Source organism: Shinella sp. 838 (genome assembly GCF_029623935.1).
In the GTDB taxonomy this organism is placed as follows: Bacteria; Pseudomonadota; Alphaproteobacteria; order Rhizobiales; family Rhizobiaceae; genus Shinella.
Window position 1 is genome coordinate 231678 of record NZ_JARSBQ010000004.1, and the last position, 17152, is coordinate 248829.

A 17152-nucleotide genomic window follows, 5' to 3' on the forward strand; every position below is an offset into this window, starting at 1 on the left:
CACAATGAAGGCTCTGCGCTTTCACGCCGCCAAGGATCTGCGTATCGAGGAGGTCGATGCCCCGCCGTCGCCCGGCCCGGGTGAAGTTCTGGTCGAGAACCGATTTTGCGGCATTTGCGGTACGGACCTGCATGAATATGCCTACGGGCCGATCTTCGTGCCGAAGGAGCCGCATCCTTTCACCGGCGCGCACGGACCGCAGATCCTCGGCCACGAATTCGGCGGGGTCGTCAAGGCAGTTGGTGCGGGCGTCACGCATGTGAAGCCCGGTGACCGGGTGTCGATCCAGCCGCTCATCATGCCCCGTCAGGGCGACTATTACGCCGATCGCGGCCTCTTCCATCTCAGCGGCAACCTCGCGCTTGCCGGTTTGTCCTGGCACTCCGGCGGTATGGCCGAGGCCGCCCTTCTCAATGACTACAATGTCCAGCCCATTCCCGATGCGCTCAGCGATCAGGAGGCCGCCCTCATCGAGCCGACGGCGGTTGCCGTCTACGCCTGCGATCGCGGTGGCGTGACGGCCGGAAACAGCGTGCTCGTCACTGGCGCTGGACCGATCGGTATTCTTGTCGCCATGGCGGCACGCGCTGCGGGCGCCTCGCAGATTTTCCTCTCCGATCTCAACGACACGCGGCTGCGGCTGGCGCGCGAGGCGCTGGGCGCCGTGCGCACCATCAATCCGAAGACGGAAAAGGTCGGTGATGTCATCCGCGCCGAGACGGAGGGCGGCGTCGGCTGCGATGTTGCCATCGAATGTGTCGGCAACGAACACGCGCTGAAGAACTGCGCCGATGCCGTGCGCAAACAGGGTGTTGTCGTGCAGACCGGGCTTCACCCCGGCGAGAACCCGCTGAACTGGTTCGACGTCACCTTCAAGGATATCGATATCCGCGGTTCCTGGGCCTACCCGACCCACTACTGGCCGCGTGTCGCCCGGCTGATCGCCAGCGGCCAGATCCCCGCAAGCCGTATCGTCACGAAATATGTCTCGCTCGGCGAGGCTGTTGCGGAAGGGTTCGATCAGCTGCTCGACCCGGCCGGAAAACACCTGAAAATCCTGATCGACCTTTCCCGTTAGGCCGGTCCGTTTTGCGGGGCGGTTGAGGAGCCGTCCCGTCTTTCACCTGAGCAGGAGGAGAAACATATGCTCGACAAAACCCCCACCACGCGCGTCCAGACGCTTCTCGACACGCTCGGTTCGGCCCTTGAGGCCGGCCGGGTCGACGATGCCGCCAACCTCTTCGCCGAGGAGTGCTACTGGCGCGACCTCGTCGCCTTCACCTGGAACCTCAAGACCGTCGAAGGGCGGGACCAGGTGCGCGACATGCTGCAATCGCAGCTTTCCACGGCGAAACCCTCCAACTGGCGCGTTGCCGACGGCGAGGCAGCGACGGAGGCGGACGGTGTCCTGGAAAGCTGGATCTCGTTCGAGACGGCGACCGGGCGCGGCTACGGCTTGGTGCGCTTCAAGAACGGTCTCATCTGGACGCTTCTCACCGTGCTGTCCGAACTGAAAGGCCACGAGGAGAAATCCGGCTTCACCCGCCCGCTCGGCGCAAGGCACGGCCAGAATGTCGGCGCCAAGACCTGGAAGGAGGCGCGTGAGGAGGAGGAGCGCACGCTCGGCTACGAGAAGCAGCCTTACACCGTCATCATCGGCGGCGGGCAGGGCGGTATTGCGCTTGGTGCCCGGTTGCGCCAGCTCGGCGTGCCGACCATCATCCTGGAAAAGAACGACCGGCCGGGCGACAGCTGGCGCAAGCGCTACAAGTCGCTCTGCCTGCACGATCCCGTCTGGTACGATCACCTGCCGTACATCGATTTCCCGAAGAACTGGCCGGTCTTCGCACCGAAGGACAAGATCGGCGACTGGCTGGAATTCTACACCAAGGTCATGGAGCTGAACTACTGGACGCGCTCCGCCGCCAAATCCGCCAGATGGGACGAAGCCGCCAAGGAATGGACCATCGTCGTCGACCGTGACGGCGAGGAGGTGGTGCTGCGGCCGAAGCAGCTCGTCTTTGCGACCGGCATGTCCGGCAAGGCGAACATCCCGGATTTCAAGGGCCGCGAGCGCTTCCAGGGCGAGCAGCACCATTCGTCTCAACATCCGGGGCCGGATGGCTACAAGGGCAAGAAGGTGGTGGTCGTCGGCTCGAACAATTCAGCCCATGACATCTGCGCCGCGCTCTATGAGGCGGGTGTCGACGTCACCATGATCCAGCGCTCGACGACGCATATCGTGCGTTCCGACACGCTGATGGATATCGGCCTCGGCTCGCTCTATTCGGAGCAGGCGCTGGCAAACGGCGTGACGACGGCGAAGGCCGACCTCATCTTCGCCTCGCTGCCCTATCGGATCATGCACGAATTCCAGATCCCGCTCTACGACAAGATGCGCGAGCGCGACGCCGATTTCTACGCAGCGCTGGAAAAGGCCGGCTTCCAGCTGGACTGGGGTTCGGACGGTTCGGGCCTCTTCATGAAGTACCTGCGTCGCGGTTCCGGCTACTATATCGACATCGGCGCCTCGCAGCTGATCATCGACGGCAAGGTCAAGCTCGCCGCCGGCCAGGTGGAGGAGATCACGGAGAGTTCCATCAAGCTCTCCGAAGGCAAGGAAATCCCGGCTGACGTTATCGTTTATGCGACCGGTTATGGTTCGATGAACGGCTGGGTCGCCGATCTCATCGACCAGGAGACGGCGGATGCGGTCGGCAAGGTCTGGGGTCTCGGTTCGGATACGCCGAAGGACCCGGGGCCCTGGGAGGGCGAGCAGCGCAACATGTGGAAGCCGACGCAGCAGGAGGCGCTGTGGTTCCACGGCGGCAACCTGCACCAGTCGCGCCACTATTCGCAATATCTCGCCCTGCAGCTGAAGGCGCGCATGGAAGGCATCCCGACGCCGGTCTACGCCCTCCAACCGGTGCATCACCGGAAGTAGGCCGGCGCGCTGAGGGCGGGCGGCGCTCGCCACCCGCCCTCAATGGATCTGTGCCGGCATCGGTTTTGCGGCAGGCAGCGGGTTTCGCTGCCTGCCCGTTTCGTCAGGCTCAGCCGAGAACCGCCTTTACCGCATCGGCGGCCGCCTTCACGACGGTGTCGGCTTCCTCGCGTGTGAGGCACAGCGGCGGCGCAAAGCCCAGGATATCGCCCTGCGGCATGGCGCGGCCGATGACGCCGCGTTCCAAGAGGGCGGCGGAGACCTGCGGGCCGATCTTTCTGCCCGGATCGAAGAAGGCGCGGTCGTCCTTGTCTTCGACGAATTCGACGGCGGCCATCAGGCCATCGCCGCGTACCTCGCCGACATGCTTGTGGTCGCCGACGGCCTTGGCGAGTTCGCTGCGGAAATAGGCGCCGGTGGAGCCGGCATTCTCTACGAGGCCGAGTTCGTCGATGAGCTCGAGGTTGGCGACACCGGCTGCGGCGCAGATCGGATGCGAGGAATAGGTCCAGCCATGGCCGATGGCGCCGAGCTCGTCCGAGCCCTTGACCAGCACCTCCCACATCTTGTCAGAGACGATGGTGCCGGAGAGCGGCGCATAGGCAGACGTGAGGCCCTTGGCGATGGTGATGAGGGCGGGCTTCATGCCGTAGTGGTCCGAGCCGAACATCGTGCCGAGACGGCCGAAACCGGTGACGACCTCGTCGGCGATCAGAAGAATGTCGTATTTGTCGAGCACGGCCTGGATCTTCTGCCAGTAGCCTTTCGGCGGCGGCACGATGCCGCCCGTGCCGAGGATCGGCTCGCCGATGAAGGCCGCGATGGTGTCCGGGCCCTCGGCAAGGATCATTTCCTCCAGCTTGTCGGCGCAATACTGCGCGAATTGCTCCTCGTCCATCGATCGGTCCGGGCGGCGGAAGAAGTAGGGCGCTTCCGTGTGCAGGATCGGGGCGCGCGGCAGGTCGAAGGCATTGTGGAAGAGGTGAAGGCCGGTCAGCGAGCCGGTCATGACGCCGGAGCCGTGGTAACCGCGCCAGCGCGAGATGATCTTCTTCTTCTCCGGCCGGCCGAGGATATTGTTGTAGTACCAGACGAGCTTGATGTTCGTCTCGTTGGCGTCCGAGCCGGAAAGCCCGAAATAGACACGGCTCATGCCCTCGGGCGCGCGGTCGATGATCATCTTGGAAAGCGTGATCGAAGCTTCCGTGCCGTGCCCGACATAGGCGTGGTAGTAGGCGAGGTTCTTTGCCTGCTCGGCAATCGCGTCGGCAATCTTCGTGCGGCCATAGCCGACATTGACGCAGTAGAGGCCGGCAAAGGCGTCTAGGCTTGTCTTGCCGTTCGTATCGGTGATGTAGACGCCTTCGCCGCCGCCGATGACGCGGGTCGGCGTTTCGCCGCGCGCATGCATGCCCATATGGGTCGAGGGGTGAAAGAAGTGGTCGCGATCCCAGGCGGTGAGTTCGTTGCGTCTGTCGAGCATGGTCTTTCCTTTCGAAGTCAGTCTGTTTGCGTGTTCCGGGCCGGGGCAGGTGTTGAAAATCATGCCGCCGTGTCGATGCACAGATATTTCAGTTCCGTGAAGGCCTCCATGCCGTGGCGCGAGCCCTCGCGGCCGAGGCCGGATTGTTTCCAGCCGCCGAAGGGGATCGGCCCGCCGGTGATCTTCACGCGGTTGACCGCCACCATGCCGTATTCCAGCGCGCGGGCAAGCCGCATCTGCCGCGCGCCGTTCTCGGTGACGACATAGGCGACAAGGCCGTATTCGGTGTCGTTGGCGCGGGCGATCACCTCCGCCTCGCTGTCGAAGGCCGTGACGGCAGCGACGGGGCCGAAGGTTTCCTCACGCATGATCAGCGCGTCGTCGGAGACTTCGGCAAGAAGCGTCGGTTCGTAGAACAGCGGGCCGGCCTTGTGGCGCTTGCCTCCCGTGAGAACCTTTGCCCCTTGTTTGACGGCATCGGCCACCTGTTCTTCCACCTTGGCGATGGCGCGCTCGTGCATCAGCGGGCCGATCTCGACATCCGCGTCCAGCCCGGCGCCGACCTTCAGTGCCTCGATCCGAGCCTTGAAGGCCTTGGTAAAGGCGGTAAGCACGGGGCGCTCGACATAGATGCGGTTGGCGGCAAGGCAATCCTGCCCGGACGTCGCGAACTTGGCGCCGACGGCGATATCCGCGGCCTTGTCGATATCGGCGTCGGCGAAGACGATCAGCGGTGCATGGCCGCCGAGCTCCATGACGAGCCGCTTCATGGTCGGCGCGCACTGGCCGGCGATCAGCTTGCCGATCTCCGTCGAACCGGTGAAGCTTATGGCGCGCACACGGACGTCCGCGTTCATGCAGCCGACAATGGTGGCGGCGTTGCCCGTCACGACATTGAAGACGCCTGCCGGGAGGCCGGCCCGCTCGCCGAGTTCGGCAAGGGCGAGGGCCGAGAGCGGCGTTTCGCTGGAGGGATGGGCGACGACCGTGCAACCGGCGGCAAGCGCTGCGGCGGCCTTGCGGGTGATCATTGCGGAGGGGAAGTTCCACGGCGTCACGATGCCGACGACGCCGAGCGCCTCGCGCCGCACGATCATCTCGGCGCCGGGCAGGTGGCTCGTCACGCTCTCGGCGTTGAGGCGCTTGCCCTCCTCGGCGTACCACTCGATGAAGGAGGCGGCATAATCGATCTCGCCGCGGGATTCCGCGAGCGGCTTGCCCTGTTCCAGCGTCATCAGCAGCGCGAGGTCCTCGCGCGCTTCAAGGATCAGCCCGTGCCATTTGCGCAGGGTTTCGGCGCGCTGCTGCGGCAGCAGATCCCGCCAGGCGGGAAAGGCCTGCGCGGCGGCTGAAACGGCCTCCGTCGTCTGGCCGGCATCGAGCGCGGCGGCCCAGGCGAGCGTTGCGCCGGAGGCGGGGTCCGTTACGGCAAAACTGTCGCCGTCGCGGCCGGCCACCCAGCGACCACCGACATAGGAGAGTTCGCGCAGCAGATGCGGATCGCTCAGGCGGGCGAGCGCATCGTGAAAAACGGTCCGGGCGAATAGGGCGGTCAAGTCGGCCTCCTCTGGCTGTGTCGACCATGAGTCTGCCAGAGGCGGGGCAAAAGATTGTCTATTGCCGGGGCTGGTCGCAGAGACTTTGGCCAAACCCGCGACCAAGCGTAGACAATCTCTCTACGTCGCGATCAGTCCGGGGCCGGCAGCAGCGTTGCCAACGGCAGTGCGGTCTCCTCCTTCACCGTCTTGGTGACGATGTAGGTAAAGTAACGGTCGATGCCGAGCTCACGGTCAAGCAAATCGTCGACGAGCCGCTGGTAGGCGTCGATGTCGGGCGCCATGATCTTCAGGATGTAGTCGACGCCGCCGCCGACGGACCAGCAGGCGACGATTTCCGGTGTCGCCGCCACCGCACGCTCGAAACGGTCGAAATCCGCCTGGCGGTGGTTGGCGAGCGTCACTTCCATCATGACGCTGGCGACGGGCGCCAGGCGCCGCACCGCGACGCGCGCATGATAGCCCGTGACGATGCCCGCTTTCTCCAGCTTGCGCAGCCGTAGCCAGCAGGGCGTCGGGGAAAGGCCCGCCTTCTCCGCCAGCGCCAGCTTGGTGATGCGGCCGTTCTCCTGGATCGCCTCCAGGATGCGCAGGTCGATGGCGTCGAGTTTCATGCGGTCGCCCTCCGGGCGAAGATCATGTCAAAGCTTGGAAAAAGACAATGGAAAGGCATTTTGGCGTTGTCAATTGGACTGAATTTGAGCACTGTTGAAATCATGACAAATTGGCGACCCGATATATCCCAATTGCGCCGGCCGGCCTACCTGTCGCTTGCCGAGCAGATCGCCCGCGCCATCCAGGAGGGGTTGCTGCCCAACGGTACACGCCTTCTGCCACACCGCAAGCTCGCCGACGAGCTGAAACTCTCCGTACAGACCGTCAGTCGCGCCTATGACGAACTGATCCGCCGTGGCCTGATTTCCGGCGAGATCGGCCGCGGCTCCTTCGTGCAGACGCGGCCGAAGGAGCCGGAGCCGCCCTATCTGCCCGAGCGGCTCGGCGAGCTGGTCGACCTGTCGATCCTGAAGCCCGTCTGCGAGCAGATCCACCTGGAGCGCATGCGCGAGGCCTTCGGCTGGCTTGCGGAAAACCTGCCGTCGAGTTCGGCGCTCTCCTTCCGGCCCAACATGGTGTTCCCGCGCCACCGCACCGTTGCCTCCGAATGGCTGGCGCGCTGCGGGCTCGACATTTCGCCGCTGAACATCAGTCTTACAAACGGCGCGACGTCGGGCATGACGGTGGCGCTGATGAGCGTCGCGCCGCCGGGCGCGACGGTCGCGACGGAGGCGATCAGCCACCATACGCTGGTGCCGCTCTCCACCTATCTCGGCCTGCACCTTGAGGGGCTGCCGATCGACCGCGACGGCATGATCCCGGAGGCGCTGGACGAGGCCTGCCGAAAGGGCGTCATCCGCGCCGTCTTCCTGCAGCCCTCCGTCATCAACCCGACCGCGACGCTGATGAGCGCGGAGCGGCGGCAGGCGCTGGCCGAGGTGGCGCGGCGCCATGACATCGCGATCATCGAGAACGATATTCTGGGGCCGCTCGTCGCGGAAAGGGCGCCGCCACTTGCCGCCTATGCGCCGGAGCGCACGCTCTACGTGACGAGTTTCACCAAGATCACGGTGCCGGGCCTGCGCATCGGCTATCTCGCCGCGCCCGACCGCTATGTCGCGGCCGTTGCCAACCGGCATCTCGTCTCGAACTGGATGGCGACGCCCTCCATTGCCGAGATCGCCACGCGCTGGGTCAGCGACGGCACGGCGATGGAGCTCGTCAGCTGGCAGCGCCGGGCGCTGGCGGTGCGACATGCCATTGCGGAGGAGGTCTTCGCCGGCCTGCCGTACCGCTCGCATGCGCAGAGCCTGCATGTCTGGTTGCCGCTGCCGGAAGGACATACGGAGGAAGGCTTCGTCTCGCAGGCGCGTCTGCGCGGCGTCGCCATCGCGCCCGGCTCGTCCTTCCGGACCGCGGATCAGGGCTGGCAGCCGGCGGTGCGCATTTCCCTCGGCTCGACGACGGAGCAGGAACTTCGCACGGGCCTTGGCATTCTGGCTTCACTGGCCAGCGGGAACCCGGAGGCGTTGCTGCTCGCGATTTGACGATCGGTGCCCGAGAAATGGGCGATGAAACAATAATTGTCATGAGATTATTATCTACATTGACATGATTTCGATCGCCGCGCATCGTTAGGCCATCACTTGTCTCAACAGGGAGAGACATGCATGGCCGCACCCATCATCCGCATCGACAACATCGTGAAGCGCTACGGTCCCTTGACCGTGCTCGACGGGCTGTCGATGGAGGTGCTGCCGGGCGAGAAGCTTGCGCTCATCGGCCCCTCCGGCTCCGGCAAGACGACGATCCTGCGCATCCTGATGACGCTGGAGACGATCAGCGGCGGCCATATCGAGGTCGACGGCGACCAGCTCTACCACATGCCGAAGAACGGCGGTCTGGTGCCGGCGGACGATCGCCACTTGCACAGGATGCGCGAGAAGATCGGCATGGTCTTCCAGCACTTCAATCTCTTTCCGCACAAATGCGTGCTCGACAACGTCACGCTGGCGCCGATGCTGACCAAGGACGTCGCGAAAGCGGCGGCCGAGAAGCGGGCGATGGAGCTTCTCGACATGGTGGGCCTTGCCGACAAGGCGAGGAACATGCCCGCCCAGCTGTCCGGCGGACAGAAGCAGCGTGTCGCCATCGCCCGTGCTCTCGCGCTTTCTCCCAAGATCATGCTGTTTGACGAGGTGACCTCGGCGCTCGATCCGGAGCTGGTCGAGGAGGTGTTGAACGTCATGCACAAGCTCGCTTCCGAGACCGACATGACCATGCTGCTCGTTACGCACGAGATGGGCTTCGCCCACGATTTTGCCGACCGCATCCTGTTCTTCGATCGCGGCAAGATCGTCGAGGAGGGCAAGCCGGACGAGATTTTCCGCAATCCAAGGCAGGAACGCACGCAAACCTTCCTGCGCAAGATCATCGCGGCAGGGCACCGCGTCTGAGGGGTGTCCCTCGGAAACAACGCTCCAAACAACAGCCAAAGACAGCCAGAGGAGTTGGGAACAATGAGCATGAGGACATTTTTGACCATTGCCGCCAGCGCGAGCGCGCTGATGGCGGTCGTTGCCGCCGCGCCGGCTTTTGCCGATGACGGCAAGCTTGCGGAACTGAAGGAACAAGGCTTTGCCCGCGTCGCCATAGCCAACGAGCCGCCGTTCACGGCGGTCGCCGCCGACGGCAAGGTTTCGGGCGCCGCGCCCGATGTCGCCCGCGAGGTCTTCAAGCGCCTCGGCGTTGCCGATATCGTCGCCTCGATCTCGGAATATGGCGCGATGATCCCGGGGCTCCAGGCCCGCCGCCACGACGTCGTCACCGCCGGTCTTTTCATGAAGCCGGAGCGTTGCGCCGCTGTCGCCTATTCGGAGCCGGTCCTGTGTGACGCGGAGGCTTTCGCGCTGAAGAAGGGCAACCCGCTCGGTTTCAAGAGCTACAAGGACATCGCTGACAATCCGGACGCGAAGATCGGCGCGCCGGGTGGCGGCACGGAAGAGAAGCTGGCGCTCGAAGCCGGCGTGCCGCGTGACCGCGTCATTGTCGTGCCGGACGGCCAGAGCGGCCTGAAAATGCTCCAGGACGGCCGCATCGACGTCTATTCGCTGCCGGTCCTCTCGATCAACGACCTCGTTTCCAAGGCGAATGATCCGAACATCGAGGTCGTCGCGCCTGTCGAGGGCGCTCCGGTCTATTGCGACGGCGCTGCCTTCCGCAAGGGTGACGAAGCGTTGCGGGACGCCTTCGACGTCGAGCTCGCCAAGCTGAAGGAGACGGGCGAGTTTGCCAAGATCATCGAGCCCTATGGCTTTTCCGCCGCCGCGGCGATGTCGACGACGCGCGAAAAGCTCTGCGCGGCGAAGTGAGGATGGCGGATTTGCCCCTCATCCCGCTGCCGCGACCTTCTCCCCGCAAGCGGGGAGAAGGGGCTGGTGGCCACGGTTTCCCATCATCAAGTGTCTTTGATGGACGGAAGTCGGCTCCTGTTCCCCCTTCTCCCCGCTTGCGGAGAGAAGGTGCCGGCAGGTGGATGAGGGGCGCTGCCCCGTCGAAGCTAACTTGGAACACACCATGACCGACTGGTCCGGCTATATAGGCTTGATCCTGCAAGGCGCGCTGGTGACGCTGCAGCTCACCGTGATGGGCTCTGCGCTTGCCGTTGTCATGGCGTTTATCGCCGGGCTCGGGCGCGTCAGCCGCTTCATGGCGGTCCGGGCGCTGGCCACCACCTATATCGAGTTCTTCCGCGGTACCTCGATCTTCGTGCAGCTCTTCTGGGTCTATTTCGTGCTGCCGCTCACCGGCGTCACGCTGTCGCCGCTCCAGGCCGGCGTTCTGGCGCTGGGGCTCAATGTCGGGGCCTACGGCGCGGAGGTGGTGCGCGGCGCGGTCAAGGCGATTGGCCGGGAGCAGCGCGAGGCCTGCATCGCGCTGAACCTGACGCGCGGCCAGGCGATGCACCATGTCATCCTGCCGCAGGCGCTGCCCTTGATGCTGCCGACCTTCTGTAACAACGCAATCGAACTTCTGAAGGCCACGGCCGTCGTCTCGCTGATCTCGCTCACCGACATGACGTTCCAGGCCCAGGTGGTGCGCGCGCAGACCGGCAGCACGCTGATCCCCTTTGCGACGATCCTCGTCCTCTACTTCCTGATGGCGCTCGCCATCTCCACCAGCATGCGCTGGCTGGAGCGCCGGATCACCCGTGGTCTCGATGGTGTGAGGACCTGACGATGGAATGGGACTGGAATTTCGTCTGGGAAATCATGCCGACCCTCCTCGAGGGGCTGAAGATCACCATTCTTGCGACCGCTCTCGGTGCGGTGCTCGCCGCAGCCATCGGCCTCGTCTTCGCGATCCTGCGCATGACGGCGCCGAAGCCGGTTGCCAGGGCCACGGGCTTCGTCGTCGAGTTCATTCGCGGCACGCCGCTGCTCGTGCAGCTCTATTTCATCTTTTATGTGCTGCCGGACATCGGCATCCGGTTGCCGGCGCTGCTCGCCGGCGTCATCGGGCTCGGCCTGCACTACGGCACTTATGCCGCGGAGGTGTATCGCGCGGGTATCGAGAACGTGCCGCGCGGGCAATGGGAGGCGGCGAAGGCGACGAACCTCAGCGGCCGCCAGACCTGGATCCACGTCATCCTGCCGCAGGCGATCCCGCCGATGATCCCGGCCCTCGCCAACTATCTCATCGCCATGTTCAAGGAGACGCCGCTGCTGTCGGCCATCACGGTGCTGGAACTGATGAACCAGGCGAAAAGCGTCGCCAACAGCAGCTATCGCTACATCGAGCCGATGACGCTGGTCGGCGTGTTCTTCCTGATCATGAGCCTGATCTCCGTCGTCTTCCTGCGCTGGCTGGAAGAACGTTACGCCCGGGTGGAGGAACGCTGATGCGCACCTTTGATCTCGCGCTCGCTTCCCGCGCACCAAAACTCGACGACCGGCCGCTGGAAAAACGTCTCGGCCTGATCATTCTGGCGACCGACCACACGACGGAGGTGGATTTCCAGCGCATGGTGGCGAATGAGCGCATCGGCGTCTACGCCACCCGCATTCCCTATGCCAATCCGGTGACGCCGGAGAACCTTGCCGCCATGCAGCCCTCGTTGACGGCGGGCGCGGCACTCATTTTGCCGGACGAGCCCCTGGATGTGGTGATGTATTCCTGCACCTCGGCCTCCGTCGTCATCGGCGATGCGATGGTGAAGGCCGCGATCAGGGCAGCCAAGCCCACCGCTACGGTCGTGACGCCGACCGCTGCCGCGGTTTCTGGCCTGAAGGCCCTCGGCGCGAGGCGGATATCCGTGCTGACGCCCTATACGCTCGACACCAGCCGGCCGATGGCCGACTATTTTCTGGCGCTCGGCTTCGACATTGCCCGTTTCACCCGCCTCGGCCTCTCCGACGATCGGGACATGGCGCGGATTTCCCCGGAAGAGATTATCGCCTTCGCGAAGGAAGCGACGGCGCCGGATTGCGACGCGCTCTTCATCTCCTGCACCGCCGTGCGCGCGGCGGGCGTGGCGGCGAAGATCGAGGCTGCCATCGGCAGGCCGGTCGTTACCAGCAACCTCGCCACCGCCTGGGCGTGCCTGCACCTTTGCGGCGACGAGACCGCCCGGCCGGCGCTCGGCCGGCTGATGACCTGCGCCTATCCGGGCGGTGACGCATGACGACGTTAGATCTTCCCGTGACCATGGCAGATATCGAGCAGGCGGCCCGGCGCATCGACGGTCGCATCCTGCGCACGCCCTTCGTGCCGTCGGCATCGCTGGCCGAGCGCTGCGGTGTGCCGGTCGGGCTGAAGCTCGAGCACCACCAGACGACTGGCAGCTTCAAGCTGCGTGGTGCGACAAATGCCGTCCTGTCGCTCTCGCCGGGCGAGCGGGCGCGTGGCGTCGTAGCGGCCTCGACCGGCAACCATGGCCGGGCGCTTGCCTATGCGGCGAAGGTCGAAGGATCGGTCGCGACGATCTGCATGTCGCGGCTCGTCCCGGAGAACAAGGTCTCGGAAATCCGCCGGCTCGCCGCCGATGTGCGCATCACCGGCCGGTCGCAGGACGAGGCGCAGATCGAGGTGGAGCGACTGGTGGCCGAAGAGGGCCTCGTCATGGTGCCGCCCTTCGACAACAGGGCCGTGGTGGCCGGGCAGGGCACGCTCGGACTGGAGATCGCGGAGGCGATGCCGGATGTGTCGACCGTGCTTGTGCCGCTCTCCGGTGGCGGGTTGGCAGCAGGTGTCGCCGCGGCGGTGAAGGGGCGCGTTCCGAAGGCGCGCGTCATCGGCCTCACCATGGCGCGCGGCGCGGCGATGAAGGCGAGCCTTGTTGCCGGACGTCCGGTCGAAGTCGAGGAGGTCGCAAGCCTTGCGGATTCCCTCGGCGGCGGCATTGGCCTCGACAATGCCGTGACCTTTCAGATGTGCCGCACGCTGCTCGACGATGTGATCCTGCTCTCCGAAGCGGAGATCGCCGCCGGTATGCGCCATGCCTATGCCGAGGAGCGTGAGGTGATCGAGGGGGCGGCGGCGGTTGGCATCGCGGCGCTGCTCTCCGGCCGGCTCGGCCGGCTGGACGGTCCGGTGGCCATCGTCCTTTCCGGCCGGAATGTGGATATGGGCCTGCACAAACGGGTTCTTGACGGCGCGGTGGATTCCTTTGCGGAGGAGAGGGCGTGACGACGATGAAGATACTCACCGAAGCGGAGTTGTGGCGCATCGTGCCGCTCGATCTCGAGGCGATCGACTGCGTGGAGAATGCGTTTCATGCGCTCGCCACCAAGGCCGTCGCCATGCCGCCGATCCTCCGGCTCGACATCCCCGAGCATCGCGGCGAGGTGGATGTGAAGACCGCCTATGTGCCCGGCCTCGATGGCTTCGCCATCAAGATCAGCCCCGGCTTCTTCGACAACCCGAAGATCGGCTTGCCGAGCACCAACGGCCTGATGGTGCTGTTTTCGACGAAGACCGGCCTCGTGCAGGCCGTCCTACTCGACAACGGCTATCTTACGGACGTGCGCACCGCCGCGGCCGGCGCGGTGGCGGCGAAGCATCTTTCGCGTGAGGACGCCTCCGTTGCCGCCATCCTCGGTGCGGGCATGCAGGCGAAACTGCAGCTTGAAGCCTTGAGCCTGGTGCGCCCCATCCGGGAGGCGCGCATCTGGGCGCGGGAGGTGGAAAAGGCGGAGGCTGTCGCGGCGGAGCTGGCGAAAAAGCTCGGTTTTCCCGTGCGTGCCGAGGCGAGCGGCCGGGCGGCGGTCGATGGCGCGGATGTCGTGATCACCACGACGCCATCGGAAACGCCGATCCTCAAGGCCGAATGGCTCCAGCCGGGCCAGCACGTCACCGCGATGGGCTCGGATGCCGAGCACAAGAACGAGATCGAACCTGCCATCGTCACCGGGGCGGGTCTCTATGTCGCCGACAGCCTCAGGCAGACGCGCAGGCTTGGCGAGTTGCACCACGCCATCGAGGCCGGCCTTGTGACCGAGGGCGCCCTCTTCACCGAACTCGGCGAGATCATTGCCGGGCGCAAACCGGGCCGCTCCGGCCCCGAGCAGATCACCGTGGCGGATCTTACCGGCACGGGCATCCAGGACACCGCCATCGCAACGCTCGCAGCCGCTCGCGCGGCGGCGGCCGGGGCTGGCGCGACCTTCGAAAGTTGAGACCGGCCTCCCGCTAGCGGAAGACCAGCCGGGTACAGAGGAAAAACCGATGAAACAAGCGAGCCTGAAGTTCTCACTTCCGGAATATGAAACGCGTCTTCAAAAGACGCGAAAGGCCATGGAGGCCAAGGGGATCGACGTCCTGATCGTCAGCGATCCCTCGAACATGAACTGGCTGACGGGCTACGACGGCTGGTCCTTCTACGTACACCAGTGCGTCGTCGTGCCGCCGGCCGGCGAGCCGATCTGGTACGGCCGCGGACAGGACGCCAACGGCGCGAAATTCACCGCCTATCTGAAGCACGAGAACATCGTCGGCTATCCCGACAACTATGTGCAGTCCACCGAACGCCACCCGATGGACTATCTCTCCGCCAGGCTTGCCGAACGCGGTCTCGAGAAAATGACCATCGGCGTCGAGATGGACAATTACTGGTTCTCCGCCGCGGCCTTCGCCTCGCTCCAGAAACATCTGCCGAACGCCCGGTTTGTCGATGCCACCGCGCTCGTCAACTGGCAGCGCGCGGTCAAGAGCGAGACGGAAATCCGGTACATGCGCAATGCCGCGCGCATCGTCGAGAAGATGCACCAGCGCATCTTCGACAGGATCGAGGTCGGCATGCGCAAATGCGATCTCGTCGCCGAGATCTATGACGCCGGCATCCGCGGCACGGAGGGCATCGGCGGCGACTATCCGGCCATCGTGCCGTTGCTTCCGTCCGGCGTCGAGGCCTCTGCGCCGCATCTCACCTGGGACGATCGGCCGATGAAGTCGGGCGAGGGCACCTTCTTCGAGATCGCCGGTTGCTACAACCGCTATCACCTGCCGCTCTCGCGCACCGTCTTCCTTGGCAAGCCGACACAGGCCTTCCTCGATGCCGAAAAGGCGACGCTGGAGGGTATGGAGGCGGCCCTTGCCGTGGCCAAACCCGGAAACACCTGCGAGGACATCGCCAACGCCTTCTTCGCGGTGCTGAAAAAGTACGGCATCGTCAAGGACAACCGCACGGGCTACCCGATCGGTGTCTCCTATCCGCCGGACTGGGGCGAGCGCACGATGAGCCTTCGCCCCGGCGACAGGACCGAGCTCAAGCCGGGCATGACCTTCCACTTCATGACGGGCCTCTGGCTTGAGGACATGGGCTTCGAGACGACGGAGAGCATTCTCATCACCGAGACCGGTGTCGAATGTTTCGCCGACGTGCCGCGCAAGCTTCTCGTGAAGGACTGAACCATGCGCGCTTCTCCTATTGCGCCCACAGTCGATTTCTCAGCCGAAGGCGTGCAGCACGGGTTCCTGCGTCTGCCCTACAGCCGGGACGATTCGGCCTGGGGCTCGGTGATGATCCCGGTGACGGTCATCAAGAACGGGGAGGGGCCGACCGCGCTCCTCACCGGCGGCAACCATGGCGACGAATACGAGGGGCCGATCGCGCTCTTCGATCTTGCCCGTTCGCTGAGAGCCGAGGAGGTGACCGGCCGCGTCATCATCGTGCCCGCGATGAATTATCCGGCCTTCCTTGCCGGCACGCGCACCTCCCCGATCGACAGGGGCAACATGAACCGGAGCTTCCCCGGCGCGCCGGATGGAACGGTGACCCAAAAGATCGCCGACTATTTCCAGCGCACGCTGCTGCCGCTCGCCGATGTTGTTCTCGACTTTCATTCCGGCGGAAAAACGCTTGATTTCCTGCCTTTCTGCGCCGCCCACATCCTGCCCGACAAGGCGCAGGAGGCAAAGGCCTTCGACCTCGTCAGCGCCTTCGGCGCGCCCTGGTCGATGAAGATGCTGGAGATCGATGCGGTCGGCATGTACGACACGGCCGCCGAGGAGATGGGCAAGGTCTTCATCACAACGGAACTCGGCGGTGGCGGCACGGCGACGGCGAAAAGTGCCGGCATCGCCAAGCGGGGCGTCGCGAATGTGCTGAAGGCGGCGGGTATTCTGCAAGGCGCGGTCGGGGCGTCCGGGACGATCTGGCTCGACATGCCCGATGGCAGTTGCTTCTCCTTTGCCGAGGACGGCGGGCTCATCGAACCGCTGTTCGATCTCGGCGATCCGGTCGCGGCCGGTGCCGTTGTTGCCCGTATCTATCCCGTTGGCCGTACCGGCGCCGCGCCGCTGGAGGTGACGGCGAAGATGGACGGCATCCTTGTGGCACGCCATTTCCCTGGGCTGGTCAAGCCCGGCGATTGCGTCAGCGTGCTCGCGGCCGTCGTCGCGTAGGTGGCGCCGGACGGGCGTGCGGCGGTCTCTGGACAGCCGTCGATTGAAGGATTTATGATTGCGGTCTCGATCAATGCGATACTCATATCATGAACATGCTCAAGCCGCCTTTACCGTCTGACAGCAGCCGGGAGGACAGGATCCAGTCGAATCCCGTGCGGCTCGGCGCGCGCCTGAAGCTCGCCCGCCAGACGCGCGGGCTGACGCTGAAGGCGCTCGCGCTGGCGGCGGAATGTTCCGAAAGCCTGTTGTCGAAGATCGAGAACGGCAAGGCTTCGCCCTCGCTGCCCATGCTGCACCGGCTGGTACGGGCGCTCGATTCCAATATCGGCTGGATGTTCGAGGAGACCGATGGCGAGGAGGGCGTTGTGTTCCGCGCGGGGACCCGTCCGCTCATCGCGCTCGATCCTCTCCGGCGCGGCGAGGGCATCTCGCTCGAGCGCATCATCCCCTATTCGACCGGCCATCTTCTCCAGTGCAACATCCACCATATCGACACAGGCGGCCAGAGCGCCGGGCCGATCCAGCATGTCGGGGAAGAAGTGGGCTACGTGCTGGTCGGCGAGATCGAGCTGATGATCGGTGACAAGACCTTCCGGCTTTCGGCGGGCGACAGTTTCGTGTTCAATTCCGAGCTTGCGCACTGGTATCGCAATGTCGGAGCCGAGCGCGCCTCGATCTTCTGGGTGAACACGCCGCCAACCTTCTGAT

Annotated in this window: 16 protein-coding genes; 13 read left to right on the plus strand and 3 right to left on the minus strand. The window is 64.9% G+C overall.

Annotated elements, in window-relative coordinates; all coding sequences use genetic code 11:
- The first annotated feature begins 4 nt into the window (after window positions 1–4).
- Complete coding sequence (locus tag P9A16_RS15670; protein WP_023513456.1) at window positions 5–1078, plus strand: 2,3-butanediol dehydrogenase; 1074 nt, start codon at window positions 5–7, stop codon at window positions 1076–1078.
- 66 nt (window positions 1079–1144) lie between these two features.
- Window positions 1145–2944 carry an NAD(P)/FAD-dependent oxidoreductase gene (locus P9A16_RS15675; RefSeq protein WP_023513457.1) on the plus strand — a complete coding sequence of 600 codons (1800 nt, stop codon included), beginning with the start codon at window positions 1145–1147 and terminating at the stop codon, window positions 2942–2944.
- Between the two features lie 109 nt (window positions 2945–3053).
- On the opposite strand, the gene P9A16_RS15680 is transcribed toward P9A16_RS15675, so the two are convergent.
- The 3 genes from P9A16_RS15680 to P9A16_RS15690 all read right to left on the minus strand — a co-directional run bounded on the left by P9A16_RS15680 (window position 3054) and on the right by P9A16_RS15690 (window position 6597).
- A complete protein-coding gene (locus tag P9A16_RS15680) occupies window positions 3054–4427 on the minus strand; it encodes an aspartate aminotransferase family protein (RefSeq protein WP_023516070.1) in 1374 nt (457 codons plus the stop codon).
- A gap of 59 nt (window positions 4428–4486) precedes the next feature.
- A complete protein-coding gene (locus tag P9A16_RS15685; protein WP_023516071.1) occupies window positions 4487–5983 on the minus strand; it encodes an NAD-dependent succinate-semialdehyde dehydrogenase in 1497 nt (498 codons plus the stop codon).
- A 131-nt stretch (window positions 5984–6114) separates the two neighbouring features.
- Window positions 6115–6597 (minus strand): Lrp/AsnC family transcriptional regulator, encoded by a 483-nt coding sequence (locus P9A16_RS15690; protein ID WP_023516072.1) that lies wholly within the window; start codon window positions 6595–6597, stop codon window positions 6115–6117.
- A 102-nt stretch (window positions 6598–6699) separates the two neighbouring features.
- On the opposite strand from P9A16_RS15690, the gene ehuR reads away from it, so the two are divergent.
- From ehuR to P9A16_RS15745, 11 genes are all read left to right on the plus strand, one after another.
- Window positions 6700–8085 (plus strand): MocR-like ectoine utilization transcription factor EhuR, encoded by a 1386-nt coding sequence (ehuR, locus tag P9A16_RS15695; protein ID WP_023516073.1) that lies wholly within the window; start codon window positions 6700–6702, stop codon window positions 8083–8085.
- A gap of 123 nt (window positions 8086–8208) precedes the next feature.
- Window positions 8209–8994 carry an ectoine/hydroxyectoine ABC transporter ATP-binding protein EhuA gene (gene ehuA / locus P9A16_RS15700; protein ID WP_023516074.1) on the plus strand — a complete coding sequence of 262 codons (786 nt, stop codon included), beginning with the start codon at window positions 8209–8211 and terminating at the stop codon, window positions 8992–8994.
- A gap of 69 nt (window positions 8995–9063) precedes the next feature.
- Window positions 9064–9909, plus strand: coding sequence for an ectoine/hydroxyectoine ABC transporter substrate-binding protein EhuB (ehuB, locus tag P9A16_RS15705; protein ID WP_037406054.1), 846 nt, complete (start codon window positions 9064–9066; stop codon window positions 9907–9909).
- 205 nt (window positions 9910–10114) lie between these two features.
- Window positions 10115–10774, plus strand: a complete 660-nt coding sequence (gene ehuC / locus P9A16_RS15710; RefSeq protein WP_023516076.1) for an ectoine/hydroxyectoine ABC transporter permease subunit EhuC — start codon at window positions 10115–10117, stop codon at window positions 10772–10774.
- Window positions 10775–10776: 2 nt separating this feature from the next.
- Window positions 10777–11439: an ectoine/hydroxyectoine ABC transporter permease subunit EhuD gene (gene ehuD, locus P9A16_RS15715; protein ID WP_023516077.1), complete on the plus strand. Its 663-nt coding sequence runs from the start codon at window positions 10777–10779 to the stop codon at window positions 11437–11439.
- Complete coding sequence (gene eutA, locus P9A16_RS15720) at window positions 11439–12221, plus strand: ectoine utilization protein EutA (protein ID WP_023516078.1); 783 nt, start codon at window positions 11439–11441, stop codon at window positions 12219–12221. Before ehuD ends, eutA begins: the two co-directional genes overlap by 1 nt.
- On the plus strand, window positions 12218–13225 hold the full coding sequence (gene eutB / locus P9A16_RS15725) for a hydroxyectoine utilization dehydratase EutB (RefSeq protein ID WP_023516079.1): 1008 nt from the start codon (window positions 12218–12220) through the stop codon (window positions 13223–13225). Before eutA ends, eutB begins: the two co-directional genes overlap by 4 nt.
- Window positions 13222–14214 carry an ectoine utilization protein EutC gene (gene eutC / locus P9A16_RS15730; RefSeq protein ID WP_023516080.1) on the plus strand — a complete coding sequence of 331 codons (993 nt, stop codon included), beginning with the start codon at window positions 13222–13224 and terminating at the stop codon, window positions 14212–14214. Before eutB ends, eutC begins: the two co-directional genes overlap by 4 nt.
- 49 nt (window positions 14215–14263) lie before the next feature.
- The gene (gene doeA / locus P9A16_RS15735; protein WP_023516081.1) at window positions 14264–15445 is read left to right on the plus strand and encodes an ectoine hydrolase DoeA; all 1182 of its coding nucleotides are present in this window, start codon (window positions 14264–14266) and stop codon (window positions 15443–15445) included.
- A gap of 3 nt (window positions 15446–15448) precedes the next feature.
- Window positions 15449–16441, plus strand: a complete 993-nt coding sequence (doeB, locus tag P9A16_RS15740) for a N(2)-acetyl-L-2,4-diaminobutanoate deacetylase DoeB (protein WP_023516082.1) — start codon at window positions 15449–15451, stop codon at window positions 16439–16441.
- A 95-nt stretch (window positions 16442–16536) separates the two neighbouring features.
- Complete coding sequence (locus tag P9A16_RS15745; protein ID WP_037409164.1) at window positions 16537–17151, plus strand: cupin domain-containing protein; 615 nt, start codon at window positions 16537–16539, stop codon at window positions 17149–17151.
- The last annotated feature ends 1 nt before the right edge of the window (window position 17152 follow it).